General features: G+C 42.6%; 9 protein-coding genes, 1 tRNA gene and 3 pseudogenes. 2 read left to right on the top strand and 11 right to left on the bottom strand.

The annotated features are described in order from the left end of the window. The 6 genes and pseudogenes from AC075J_RS15925 to AC075J_RS15950 form a co-directional block, all read right to left on the bottom strand. Positions 1–988, bottom strand: a pseudogene (locus tag AC075J_RS15925) (hydrolase); the annotation flags it as partial. A 350-nt stretch (positions 989–1,338) separates the two neighbouring features. After that, positions 1,339–1,929 (bottom strand): zinc dependent phospholipase C family protein, encoded by a 591-nt coding sequence (locus AC075J_RS15930; protein ID WP_055053092.1) that lies wholly within the window; start codon positions 1,927–1,929, stop codon positions 1,339–1,341. Positions 1,930–2,060: 131 nt separating this feature from the next. Further along, positions 2,061–2,300: a hypothetical protein gene (locus AC075J_RS15935; protein WP_008703324.1), complete on the bottom strand. Its 240-nt coding sequence runs from the start codon at positions 2,298–2,300 to the stop codon at positions 2,061–2,063. Positions 2,301–2,531: 231 nt separating this feature from the next. After that, positions 2,532–3,464, bottom strand: coding sequence for a homoserine O-acetyltransferase MetA (metA, locus tag AC075J_RS15940; protein ID WP_055149331.1), 933 nt, complete (start codon positions 3,462–3,464; stop codon positions 2,532–2,534). Positions 3,465–3,489: 25 nt separating this feature from the next. Next, on the bottom strand, positions 3,490–5,448 hold the full coding sequence (gene ligA, locus AC075J_RS15945; RefSeq protein ID WP_118613588.1) for an NAD-dependent DNA ligase LigA: 1,959 nt from the start codon (positions 5,446–5,448) through the stop codon (positions 3,490–3,492). An 88-nt stretch (positions 5,449–5,536) separates the two neighbouring features. Beyond that, positions 5,537–6,217 (bottom strand): annotated as a pseudogene (locus tag AC075J_RS15950) (pseudouridine synthase); the annotation flags it as partial. Positions 6,218–6,415: 198 nt separating this feature from the next. Between AC075J_RS15950 and AC075J_RS15955 the strand changes: the two are divergent. After that, positions 6,416–6,487 (top strand) — tRNA-Arg (locus AC075J_RS15955). A gap of 124 nt (positions 6,488–6,611) precedes the next feature. Next, the gene (locus AC075J_RS15960) at positions 6,612–7,517 is read left to right on the top strand and encodes an SH3 domain-containing protein (protein ID WP_020993940.1); all 906 of its coding nucleotides are present in this window, start codon (positions 6,612–6,614) and stop codon (positions 7,515–7,517) included. Between the two features lie 147 nt (positions 7,518–7,664). On the opposite strand, the gene AC075J_RS15965 is transcribed toward AC075J_RS15960, so the two are convergent. The 5 genes and pseudogenes from AC075J_RS15965 to AC075J_RS15985 form a co-directional block, all read right to left on the bottom strand. Further along, on the bottom strand, positions 7,665–8,909 hold the full coding sequence (locus tag AC075J_RS15965; protein WP_118613586.1) for a polysaccharide deacetylase family protein: 1,245 nt from the start codon (positions 8,907–8,909) through the stop codon (positions 7,665–7,667). Between the two features lie 194 nt (positions 8,910–9,103). Further along, the gene (locus tag AC075J_RS15970) at positions 9,104–10,267 is read right to left on the bottom strand and encodes an RNA-guided endonuclease InsQ/TnpB family protein (RefSeq protein WP_118613584.1); all 1,164 of its coding nucleotides are present in this window, start codon (positions 10,265–10,267) and stop codon (positions 9,104–9,106) included. Beyond that, complete coding sequence (locus AC075J_RS15975; RefSeq protein ID WP_182437486.1) at positions 10,221–10,853, bottom strand: IS607 family transposase; 633 nt, start codon at positions 10,851–10,853, stop codon at positions 10,221–10,223. Before AC075J_RS15975 ends, AC075J_RS15970 begins: the two co-directional genes overlap by 47 nt. A gap of 441 nt (positions 10,854–11,294) precedes the next feature. After that, positions 11,295–12,872, bottom strand: a complete 1,578-nt coding sequence (locus AC075J_RS15980; protein ID WP_390388391.1) for a Na+/H+ antiporter NhaC family protein — start codon at positions 12,870–12,872, stop codon at positions 11,295–11,297. 162 nt (positions 12,873–13,034) lie between these two features. Continuing rightward, positions 13,035–13,347: pseudogene (locus AC075J_RS15985) on the bottom strand (hypothetical protein); the annotation flags it as partial.

Raw genomic sequence — 13,347 nt, forward strand, 5'->3', positions numbered from 1 at the left:
GATTAGCGTATGTAACGTGAGTGATATCCTGCTTGTCCCTTACGATCGGGTTCATCTCTGCAAAGATTTTCGCAAGGTCTTTCTTGCAGGAAGAATCCAGGGTAAATTCTGTTTTTCCATCCTGGCTCTGCTGATATACATAGACTGCAAGGATATCCTGCCAGTTTCTTACCAGAAGACTGTCTGCAGATGTGGTGGTCTTGCTGCCGTTTACATCGCTGGCATCTGCCACTTTGTTCTTCTCTTTATATTCCTTCTCGATCTCATCCATAACAGAAGCGAAATCATCTGAGAAGGTCAGATTGTAGTTATTCTTCAGGCTGTCCAGATAGAAATCCTTACCTGCGTGGATATTGGACGCATAATATACCGGAGTTCCGGTCTGTGCAGCACTGGTATTACTCGTAAATGGATTATTCGTATTCGCATTGTTCTTCTGCGCTTCCAGCTGAGCAATAGTCGCTTCTGCCTGAACCAGCAGATTATAATTAGAAACCTGTGCCTTCTCTGTATCAGACAAGGCATTATATGCAGTGCGGATGCTCTGAACAGTGGCTTTCTTCTCCAGCGTGATGGTCTGTGCGTTCAACTCTTTGATTCTGTCGATCACATCCTGGGCTGCCTTCGTAATCTGTGAAGACGGTGTTGGTGTAGGATTCGCAGGTGTCGGAGTCGGATCTGTTGGTGTCGGAGTCGGATCTGCCGGTGCAGGTGTTGGCTCTGCAGGTGTTGGTGTCGGATCTGTTGGTGTCGGATCTACCGGTGCAGGAGTCGGGTCTACCGGCGCAGGTGTTGGCTCTGCAGGAGTCGGATCTGCCGGCGCCGGATCCTCTGATCCTGAATCAAAATCACCGGAATCGCTGAAATCAGAACCGTCTGCTGTATACGCAGCAGTATCCTCTGCTGCAAGTACGGACGCAGGACCGGATAATACCATTCCTGACATCAATGTCAGACATAAGAATCTGGTAAGATACTTGTTTTTCATATATCTAAATTGCTCCCTTCTTACTGTGAGCATGTCCTTACCCCCTGTTTATAAGGGCATACTGTCTAAATTACTTTTCACATTATTATGTTATTTCATAAGTGAATTATCCCGAAATATTAACCTGTTTTATTCTAGCATAATCATTTTTTGAAATCAACAGCTCAGGGCAGGTAAATTCCAGATTTGACCAAAATTCATTTTTTTGTCACATTTTAACCGAATCAAGTAAGTCCCCCTGCAGAAGTTGCGAAAAGCAACAAGCAGTGAGGAAGATATGTTTCAGAATGCAGGAAGGCTGTGCGGATATGATTTCCACACAGCCTTCCTGTATTCTTAGCGTATCTCTGTCAGGCTGCCTGAATGGCTCCTGCAAAGTTCTTATTACCAATGCAGATCTGTATCAGTCCCTGCACTACCTGAAAACACATATTCAGGATAAAGCGTATATCCTCTTCCACGCTGCGGAGCTTGTTGAGGTATTTCTCATGAGTAGCTTCGATATAATCGATCAGGGTGGGGAAATCTGCGAAGCGGATGGCCGGTTCCAGATATGCATGTGCTTCTCCCTGCTGTATACATTCTTTCAGTCTGTTCTTAAGTACTTTCTCATAATGATTATGCTGGCTGAAGCTTCCTGTATATGTTTTGTTATGAGGAAAGGTAAAATAATCCGCCATATAGTGGATCACTTCGCCGAACCGCCGCCAGTAAACTCTCTGGTTACTCTCATCCGGTCTGATATCTGCCAGTTCTTTCATCCGGTTCTTGACATCTTCAAATGTTCCGTAGAACTCGTGTCTCCTGGTGATAAAGGACGGTTTGATATCCGGCAGAATGCTGCCCAGGCAGAAAGCCTTTCTGTGAGACTGCAGGCTTGCTGTGGTCTGCATCTGATCCGCAAGGTATCTTGCTAATAAAATATGTGATTTTTTACGCAATTTTCTTCCTCTTCTTTCTTTTGAGAACCTATCATTCTTATATATGGGAACGAATAATAATCAACTTAACCAACATAGAATACTATAGCAGATTTATACCTGTTATTCAAATAAAATTTTTGTAAACTTTTTCACATTTTCAGGTCAGACAACTGTTTCAGTAATTCCAGGTCACTGTCCTTTACTTTCAGGTTTGTCTCTATCTTCTCTCCCTCAGGAGTGGTGATCGCAATTTCAATAATGCTTCCTTCTTTAAGTCCTTTGCGTGAAACTGCCTGACAGAATGCCGGGAACTTGGGATGATTGCTCTTAAAGGTGTTCCATGCGCCTGTGATCTTCATGATATTTCCTATATTGTTTCCTATGTTCATATGATTGTTGTGTCCTTTCTTATCTCAACTGATTATTCTACATTCTCAAACATCTCTGCAAATGTCATGGAGATTTTCGGAAAATCTTTCAGTGTCACTACTGTATCTGCATTGTACTGCTCAGTTTTGACACCATTTTCTCACATGTTTGACCTCATTTTTACTCCATTTTCGCATGAAATTATGTGAAAATACAGTAAAATATGTGAAATTGAATTTCCTGCAAATCCCCTAAATATGCTCAAAATCCGGTGTTCCATACAGGTCGAACGGAGTTGACTGGTAGACATAGTAGTTCAGCCAGTTTGTATACAGGTTGTTCGCATGTGCTCTCCACATAAGGAGCGGTCTGTTTTCCGGGTTGTTGTCTTTGTAATAATTCTCCGGGATTTCGATGGGCAGGTTTTTGCTGACATCACGTTTGTACTCACCGTCAAGAGTCACACGATCATATTCCGGATGTCCCATTACAAAGATCTTGCGGCCGCCGTCTGCCATTGCAAGGAAAAGCCCTGCTTCATCGGATTCAGCAAGCACTGTCAGCTCTTTACAGTTATGGATATCCTCGATGGGAACTTCCGTATGTCTGGAATGAGGTGCAAGGAACATATCGTCGAATCCGCGTACCAGCGGAATCTTACGGTTCATCACTTTATGCCAGAAAAGACCGAACATCTTCTTATCAAGTTTGCGTTTTTTCAGTCCATAGTGGTGGTAGAGTCCTGCCTGTGCAGCCCAGCACAGATAAATGGTGGAGGTAACATGGGTGTTTGTCCAGTCCATGATCTCTACCAGTTCCTTCCAGTAGTCTACCTCTTCGAATTCCATCTGCTCTACAGGAGCACCTGTGATGATCATTCCATCGTATTTGTTATTTTTCAGTTCCGGAAATGTCTGATAAAATTTATTCAGATGACTCACAGATGTATTCTTCGCTTCATGGCTCTGTACTGCCATAAAAGTGACATCTACCTGCAGCGGTGTGTTGGAAAGGGAACGCAGAAGCTGAAGCTCTGTCTCCTCTTTCAGAGGCATCAGGTTCAGAATGAGGATCTGAATGGGGCGGATATCCTGATGGGATGCACGTGACTCATCCATCACGAAAATATTTTCTTTTTCCAGAATCTCTTTTACGGGCAGATCGCTCTGTATTTTAATTGGCATTATCTTATCTCCTGTTCTTATTATTTTATTGTTGTGCCATCTTCAGGAAATCTTCTTCCGAAAGGATTGGAATTCCCAGTTCTTTGGCTTTTTTATTCTTTGAAGAATTGGAAGTTGTGTCATTATTGATCAAGTAGTTCGTCTTCGATGTTACTGATCCGGTCACCTTGCCTCCCAGAGACTCAATAAATTCCTTTGCCTGTGCTCTGTTTGCAAAGTGCTCCACACTTCCTGTGATAACGAAATTCATGTTCCGGAAAATCTGCTCACCTGTCTTTTCTTCTTTCTTAACAGTCAGATGGCTCATCAGATGATCCAGTTTTCTGTTATTATCCTCGTTTGAAAAATAATCAGTCAGACTTCCGGCAATTACCGGTCCGATGGTATCAATAGAGCTGATTTCCTCTTTATCTGCATGGCGGATCTTCTCCAGATCATCATCAAAATGCCTGCAGATCACTTTTGCATTGGCAAGACCGATATTGGCGATTCCAAGGCTGTAGATCACCTTCGCAAGAGTAGTCTCCTTAGCTTTATCAAGGCTGGTCATCAGGTTCTCAAAGGATTTCTCCCCGAATCCGTCCATCTCCACGATCTCATCACGATGCTTTCCAATCTCAAAAATATCTCCGAAATCATGAATAAAGCCTCTTGCAATGAATTTCTCCAGTGTTGCTTCTGACAGTCCGTCAATGTTCATGGCATCCCTGCTTGCAAAAAGTGCAAAGGATTTGATCTTCTTTGCGGCACAGTCAGAATTTGTACAGTAAAGTGCCTCCACATCATTTACCTTCTGTATCTGTGTTCCATGGCCACATGCAGGGCAGGTATCCGGAATTTCCAGTTTACTGCTGCGTGTGAGGTTTTCTGCAATCTGCGGAATGATCATATTTGCTTTATATACAGTGATCGTATCCCCGATACCAAGCTGCAATTCTTTTAGAATACTCACATTGTGTACGCTGGCGCGGCTCACAGTGGTTCCCTCCAGCTCAACCGGTTCAAAAACAGCCACCGGATTGATCAGCCCTGTTCTTGACGGGCTCCATTCGATCTCCAGAAGATGGGTTTCTCTGATCTCATCTGCCCATTTGAATGCAAAAGCATTTCTGGGAAATTTCGCTGTTCTTCCAAGGGAATCTCCGTATGCAATATCATCATAAAGAGCAACCAGTCCGTCTGACGGAAAATCATTCTCAGTGATCGCAGTTGAAAAATATTCCATGGCTTCATCCAGCATTGAAGCTGTGACTGTCCTGTATTCCACTACATCAAATCCCTGTTCTTTCAGCCATTCAAACTGCCGGGCTCTTGAATTATGGAAATCAACCCCGTCGGCGCTTACCAGCGTAAATGCGTAGAAACGCACATTCCTGCGGGCTGTGATCTCATTGTTTAACTGGCGGACAGAACCGCTGCATAAGTTTCTCGGATTCTTGTATTTCGCATCAACGTCTTCTATGGATTCATTGATCCGTTCAAAGTCCGAATAGGTAATGATCGCTTCCCCACGCAACACCAGTCTTCCCTGATACGGGATTTTAAGAGGAACGTTCTTAAATACTCTGGCATTATTGGTGACAACCTCTCCTGTCACACCGTTTCCACGTGTAACTGCTTTGGCAAGTTCTCCATTCTCGTAGGTAAGAACGATCGTCAGTCCGTCCAGCTTCCATGACAGAAGCGTTTTGTGTTCCCCGATAAATTCCCTCAGAACTTCTCTGTCCTTAGTCTTGTCCAGAGACAGCATGGGGGATTCGTGTTCTTCTTTTGGAAGCTGGTCAACTGCCTCGTACCCTACGCTTATGGTTGGGCTGTTTGCCAGAACAGTGCCTGTCTCTTTCTCCAGAGCCTGAAGCTCGTCGTACATCTGATCGTACTCTCTGTTGCTTATGATCTCTGTATCCTGCTGGTAATACGCCTTTGCTGCCCTGTCCAGCTTTTGCACCAGCTCTTTCATTCGCATGATCGCTGCTGTTTCCATTCTGTTCTCCTGTTCTGATCACTGTTTCACTTGTGGAAGATTCCAGTAAATGGTTCAGTTCTTCCCATTCCTGTGCTGTGATCTCTCTGTATTCGCCTTCTCTGATCCCGTCCAGAGTCAGATTCATGATCCTGATCCTTTTCAGCTTCTGTACCTCATATCCCAGATACCGGCACATTCTGCGGATCTGCCGGTTCAGTCCCTGTGTCAGAATGATCCGAAAGCTGCATTCTCCTGTCTGCACCACTCTGCATGGTCTGGTCACTGTATCAAGAACAGGGACTCCCTTGCTCATCCTTCGGACAAATTCCCTGTCCACCGGCTTATTCACTGTCACAAAATATTCTTTCTCATGATAGTTTCCGGCGCGCATGATCTTATTGACCAGATCTCCTTCATTTGTCAGAAGGAGAAGGCCCTGTGATTCTTTATCCAGTCTGCCCACAGGATAAACACGCAGAGGATAATCCAGATAATCTGTTACCGTCGTCTCATCAAACTGCTGCTTTGTGCTGCACACGATCCCTCTGGGTTTGTTAAAAAGAAGCAGTACTTTTTTTTCATTTTTATAGACAGGTATATTGTCTGCACAGACCTCATCTTCCAGGCTGACTTTCTGACCGCTTTCTGCTTTTTTTCCGTTTACCGTAATCCTTCCCTCTTCGATCATCCGGTCGGCTTCCCGTCTGGAGCATATGCCTGCCTCGCTTAAATATTTGTTTATTCTGATTTTTTCGTCCATTGTTCTATTATATAATTTTTTGTACATCTTATCAACGGTGAAATTTTGATGGAATTTTTCTGGAAATGTTACTGCTCATACACCACTATCCCGAGACATACAAGCCAAAATAATGCATCTTTTGTAATAAAATAAAAAACTTTACTTTTTTCGGTAATTATGATAATATAGACCTTGTATTAAATAAATTATATAAATCCTTTGAAAATCAGATTTTCAAGATACGCGCCTGTAGCTCAGTGGATAGAGCAGTGGTTTCCGGTACCATGTGCGGGGGTTCGATTCCCTTCAGGCGTGCTGCCTGGGACGTATGTACAGTTCCGGTGCGTTGTATCACAGGAGTTATCAGAATCGGGAACTGTCAGAAATCGTATGGCGGCAGTGAACGGAGCAAACGGTAACTCATAAGGAGGACAAGAACTTGGATGATTTTAGAGAATGGTTATCAGATAATCTCCGGTATTTTATGCTGGGTGGAGCTATTCTGATAATTGTGGTTGTCCTGTTTTGCGGCATTCGAGCCTGTTCCGGAAGTAATAAGGGGAATTCCGGAGATGAACAGAAAACCACATCCGAAGACCAGGGAAATGTTCCTTCTTCTCCGATAAGTGAAGGGGAGTCTGACGAGAAGAAAGAAGACGCCAATCCCATGGAAACAGCAGATGCAGACGTTACTGCATTGATCACGAGCTATTATCAGGCTCTGGGGGAAAAAGATATTGCAACGCTGAAGACTCTGGAAGATGATTTCACACCGTCTGATGAGTCAAAAGTCACAAATTTGAAAGATTATATCGAAGGGTATGAAGTAGGCGATGTGTACACGAAGAAAGGTATGACAGATGATTCTTACGTGGTTTACGCCTGTTTCTCGTATATCTGTCAGGGCGTTGAGACCAAGGCCCCTGCACTGACTCAGTTCTATGTATATAAGAACAGCGAAGGAAACTGGGTGATCAATAACGGAGCTTTACAGGATTCTGAGATTTCCGCATATATGGAAAAACAGTTATCAGACAGTGATGTTTCAGCTCTTATAAAGAAGGTGCAGAATGAACTGGATCAGGCACAGCAATCTGATCCGTCTCTTGAAGAATTCCTGAATGGTCTTGGGGAGGAAGCAGGTGTGTCAACAGAGGCAGAAGATGGCACGATGCTTACTGCTTCGGAGGAATGTAATGTACGCGCAGAAGCCAGCACAGATGCTGATATCCTTGGCGTGATCTCAGCAGGTGATCAGGTTCAGAAGACAGGTACTGATGGTGAATGGGTTCAGATCGACTACGACGGTCAGACCGGATACATCAGAGGAGATTTACTTGAATAAAATTGAATATGGAACGTAAAAAATACAGGCGGTTATCCTTGTGGTAACTGCCTGTATTTTTACGTTCCGTTTTTCTGACATTGTTTTTGTCAGCTTCTGCTGGAGATTTTGCTGTTCTTATTACTTTTCGCAACTTCCGCAGGGGACTTACTTGATTCGATTAAATTCACCGTATGTAACTCCTGCCGATAATTCTGTCTGATGAAGGGAAGCCAGTTCGTGCACTGTTACAAGCTGATAGCCTTCTTCGATAAGCTGCGGGATCAGGATCTCGGCTGCATCTACAGAGGTGCTGAAGATATCGTGCATCAGAATAATGGAACCATCTTTTACATTATTCATGACTTCCTCAACCGTAGATTCCACATCCTGCGTTTTCCAGTCCAGAGTGTCAATGGACCACAGAATCATCGGGGTTCCCACAGTTGATTTTACCGTATCATTAACAGATCCATATGGCGGGCGGACCACCGAAGCTCCCTCACCTGTAAGATTTACAAGCTGTTCATCCACTCTTGCAATTTCTGAACTGATCTCATCCGAAGAAAGAGTCGCCAGATCCTTATGGTCATAAGTGTGGTTTCCAAGTTCACAGCCCAGTTTCTTCATGCGTTTTACTTCGTCCGGAAAACTGGCAATCTCAGTACCCACCATAAAGAAAGTTGCCTTTGCATTATTTTCTTCCAGACAGTCCAGAAGACGGTCTGTAAAAGAGCTGGGACCATCATCAAAAGTAAGGGCAACCGACTTCTTTGCCGTAGATGTACCGGACTTGTCAGAGGTAGCTGACTTATCTGAAGATTTCTTCTTCGAGGATTTTTTCTTTGGCGTATAACCTTTCAGAGAACCATCTGTATCCAGTTCATAAGTTTTCTTATCTATTATCACAGTCCCTGTCTGCAGAATGCCATCCATATCAAAATAATACCGCTTCTTTCCGATATCTGTCCAGCCTGTCTGCATAATACCGGTCTCATCCATATAGTACTGTTTCCCATCTGTATCTGTGAACCATCCTGTGTATGGCTTATCATCTACCAGAAACATCCAGTTACTTCCACTGGAAGCCCAGCTGCCCTCTGATGCCTCAGGCGAGATATCAGTGCTTAATGCAGGACCGCCCGGAGAAGCTTCAGATGAATCTGAAGAAGTGCGTCCAAACAGTTTCCCGGAAGAAGAATCCGTAAAATTATCATTGCTATCAGTCAATGTTTCCTCAGAAGTAAACTCCGCAGAATCCTGATCTTCTGACACGAAAGCTCCGGCATCGCTGATGGCATCTGCCTGTGAAGTCACAGCGGAAGAACGGGTGAAAATTCCTCCAAGTATCAGACACAGAATAACAGAAAGTGCGATCAGCCACCGGTTTGTACGTGGTAAATGATCTGACATGAAAGCCTGCCACTCCAAATGTGTTTAAACATACTCAAACACATCGAGAAATTGAAGTCCTCACGAATACTTCTTACTGCTTCATTGTGTATGTTTTGACGATTGCAGGCAATACGCTACTCACAGGTTCTTGTACACTCCACAGTCGTTAATTCCCGAAATAGCCTTCGGTACATACTTACATTTGCTTTTGATCATGCAATCCTGTAAGTTTTAGTATCTTTTAAATTAAGTGCCGCATTGAGATCCCTGTCTGCAACATAGCCGCATTCACATCTGTAAATTCTATCTGAAAGCTTTAAATTTTTCCTGACAGAACCACAATGGTGACAGGTCTTTGAAGATGGATAAAATCTATCTGCCACCCTTAATTCAATGCCGTTTTCATCACACTTAGCTTTAAGCTTTGTTCTAAATTCATAAAACTTCTGAGATGCAACAGCTTTTGAAAGACACCTGTTTTTCATCATTCCTTTTACATTTAAATCTTCAATCGTTATGTAAGATGGTTTGGTTTTCACTATCTCAGCGATTGTCTTGTTAATGTGATCCGTACGGATATTATCCATTTTATGATGAAGTTTTTGTACCTTAAGCTTTTGTTTCCGTATATTTGCTCTTTGAGTGGACTCTCCTTTCTTTAAATTTTCATATTTTCGGGAAAGACTTCTCTGTTCCCGGATCAGTTGTTTTTCAAGTTTCTTTAATCCTGCCGATTTGTTGATGTTCCTGTATGTCTTTCCATTTGAGACAATGGCAAGATCTTTTAGTCCAAGGTCTATGCCAATTCCCTCGTTTGAGTTATTGCCAATATTGACATCGGGAATCTCTACAAGAACAGAAACATAAAATCTGCCAGCCTTAACAGACACTGTGCCACTTCTGATCATATATCCATCCTTTGTTGTTGGGATATATCCTTTTTCTTTGATACGCACCCAGCCCAGGGTTGGGATCTTAAGTCTGTGCCTTTCGCATTGACAATCCTTTGGGTTATTTCTGACAAAATACATTTTCACATCAGATTTACCTTTCTTTTTAAATTTAGGAAAATCACTCTGATGTTTAAAAAATCTTGTAAAAGCAGTACATCCATCTTCGATAGACTTTTTTACGGCTTTTGAATACACTTCCCTGATCCATGTTTTGTCAGGATTATTGGGAATGTATTCGTTGTTAAGCCATAAACTAAAGCTCTTACCAGTCATAAACTTTTCACCATTATCATGCAGGGCTTTGTTGTGACCAAGGTAGAAGTTATAGACATATCGGCAAATTCCTATCGTCCTGCGGATCCGGGCTTTCTGCTCTTCAGTTGGATTGATTTCCGTCTTGAAGCTCTTTAGCAATCTCTTCATCCCTTTCTATTTGTTTTTTATACTTACGAAGCCCGTACAATCTACAGGAAAAAACATGAAGTATAGATACAATATCCTGTACAAGTTCTTCTTTCGGTGATAGTTCTTCATTGTTCACTATCACTATAGTTGTGTTGAACTTCATACAGAATTTTTCAAACCAGTCATACCCAAATCTGATAAATCTGTCTTTATGTGTAACTATGATGGTTTTAATTTTCTGTTCCATTACTTCGTCTAACAGCTGATTCCACTTTTTGCGGTTATAGTTTAAACCACTGCCATACTCTTCAATACATTGGTCTACAATCATTCCTCTGGCATTACAGAATTGACGTAAAAACGATACCTGATCCTGTAAATCATCCTTTTGATCTCTTGTAGAAACTCTTGCATAAATAACAACCTGTCGAGTATCATTCTCTGTATTTATGCCTTTGAATTGAAGATATTGGCTGTAAGTATAATAACGCCTGTCAGTTGGAGTTCGATTTGCTTTTAGCGTTCCTTCCCTGTCCCAACGCTGTAATGTTTTCACAGAGACACCTAATAATTCAGCAAAATCTTTTGGTTTATAATTAGTGATATTCGATGTGTTCATAGCAATACCTCCATGAGCACATTTTAACATATTTAATCACTAATATCAATATTATTGATCGCTTAAAAATCCTCCTTTTTGATAAAATCAGTGACAAAAAAGATATCGTTACTGAGAACAAAATGAACAGTAACGAGATATCCTGTCACTCGATATCATACAATAAAATCCAACAAAATACAAGGCGATTCCCCATTCCTGCCCTTTTGAAAAAATTTCCAGGTTACTGTTCACGACCGTTCACTCCGTTCACAGTAACGTAGCCAAAATTCCAGATTGCCTGCGGCAATGGAATTTTGGCTTGTATGTCTCGAGATTTTGGCATATTCATGCCAAAACACCTCGCGGGATAGTGATGTGTGAACAGTAACCTTGTTATAAAAAAATTATGGGCAGTCATGCATTGTGCTGACTGCCCGGTTTTATTTACATTTTCAGATCGTCGAATTTTAATCGGATGATCACCAGGGTGATCGCCATAAGAACGATTCCTGCAGGAAGTGCGATCCATGCTGTCTGTACAAATCCTGCGATAATATAAGTCAGGAAAGATACTGCTGCTGCAACCATTGCATAGGGAAGCTGTGTGCTGACATGATTTACATGTTCACACTGTGCACCTGCTGATGCCATGATGGTTGTATCGGAAATCGGTGAACAGTGATCTCCACATACAGCACCTGCCATACATGCAGAAATAGAGATGATCATCAGTTCATGATTTGTTCCTGAGAATACATTAACAACAATCGGGATCAGGATACCAAAGGTTCCCCATGAAGTACCTGTCGCAAATGCGATAACAGCCCCGATCACAAAGATAATTGCAGGAAGGAAATTCATCAGCCCGCCTGCAGAGCTTTTAACAATTGCAGATACAAATACAGATGCACCAAGGCTGTCTGTCATGGCCTTCAATGTCCAGGCAAAAGTAAGGATCAGGATCGCAGGTACCATTGCCTTGAATCCGTCCGGAATACACGCCATACAGTCTCTGAAATTCATAACACGACGTATCAGATATAAAACAATCGTGATAACCAGTCCGAAGAAGCTTCCAAGCACCAGTCCCACAGATGCATCACTCTGTGAAAATGCAGTTACAAAATCAGTTCCGCTAAAGAAACCACCTGTATAGATCATACCGATTACGCAGCATATTACAAGGCTTATGATCGGGATCAGAAGATCGATCACCTTGCCACGCGGATTACTTTTCTCATCTTCAGACGCGTTTGCATAAGGACGTGCAGGTGTTGTGTAGATATCGCCTTTTAAAGCATTTGTCTCATGAACACCCATTGGTCCGAATTCTACTTTCATAAGAACCATTGCCACCATCATGAAGATCGTAAGCAGTGCGTAGAAGTTATAGGGAATTGCATGTACAAACAGAGTAATTCCATCCTCTCCTTCTACAAATCCGCTGACTGCCGCAGCCCATGAAGAAATCGGTGCAATGATACATACCGGTGCTGCTGTGGCATCGATCAGGTACGCCAGCTTTGCGCGGGACACATTGTGCTTATCTGTCACAGGACGCATAACGCTTCCTACTGTCAGACAGTTAAAATAATCGTCAATAAAGATCAGTACACCAAGAATGATGGTTGAGAGTTCCGCACCAACTCTGCTTTTAATCCTCTTACCGGCCCAGCGTCCGAATGCTGCGGAACCGCCTGCCCTGTTCATCAGACATACCATGGTTCCCAGAATAACAAGGAAGATCAGGATACCCATATTATAAGAATCTGTCAGAACGCTGATCATTCCGCCTTCAAAAATATGAAGGATTGTTCCTTCGAAATTAAAATTAGAGTAAAACAGTGCACCAACCAGTATTCCTACAAACAGTGAACTGTATACTTCTTTGGTGATCAGTGCCAGTGCAATGGCAACAAGCGGCGGAACCAACGACCAGAATGTGCCGTAAAATTTCGCAGATGCAGCCACCTCTTCCTCTGCTGCAAGTACAGTCAGCGGACTTGCCAGTATCAGCAGCATCAGTGCTGAAAGGCAGAACGAAAGTCTTTTTATGTTACTTTTCATTTCTTTTCTCCTTCTCTTGTAAGATATATGATATTTCGATCATAGCACGCCTCTTAATTAATGCATTTGAAACAGCTTGGCAGAATTTCACGCTCTGATGAGCCGGATCAATATGCATTATTTACGAGGATTGCTATAATCAAATCTGTAAATGTAGCAAGATTCCGTCTGTGCGATCAGTTCACAACCACACTCTGTCAGAAAATCATGGTCAACCAGCCCGATCTGTGTTACTACGAAATCTGTCTTTGATTTCTTCAACGCAGCCTGAAACCCTTCTTTATCTTCATAGATATGATAATCGATCACATCCAGCAATGCTTTCTGTCTTTTATAGAAACTGCTGTTCTCATCATAGTTTCCCGCCACTGTACTGCCTGATCTGTAGATACTTGCATTTCTGCTTATTACAGTGGCGATCCCCGCATCA

Source organism: Blautia sp. ZXY-1-C6 (assembly GCF_056339875.1).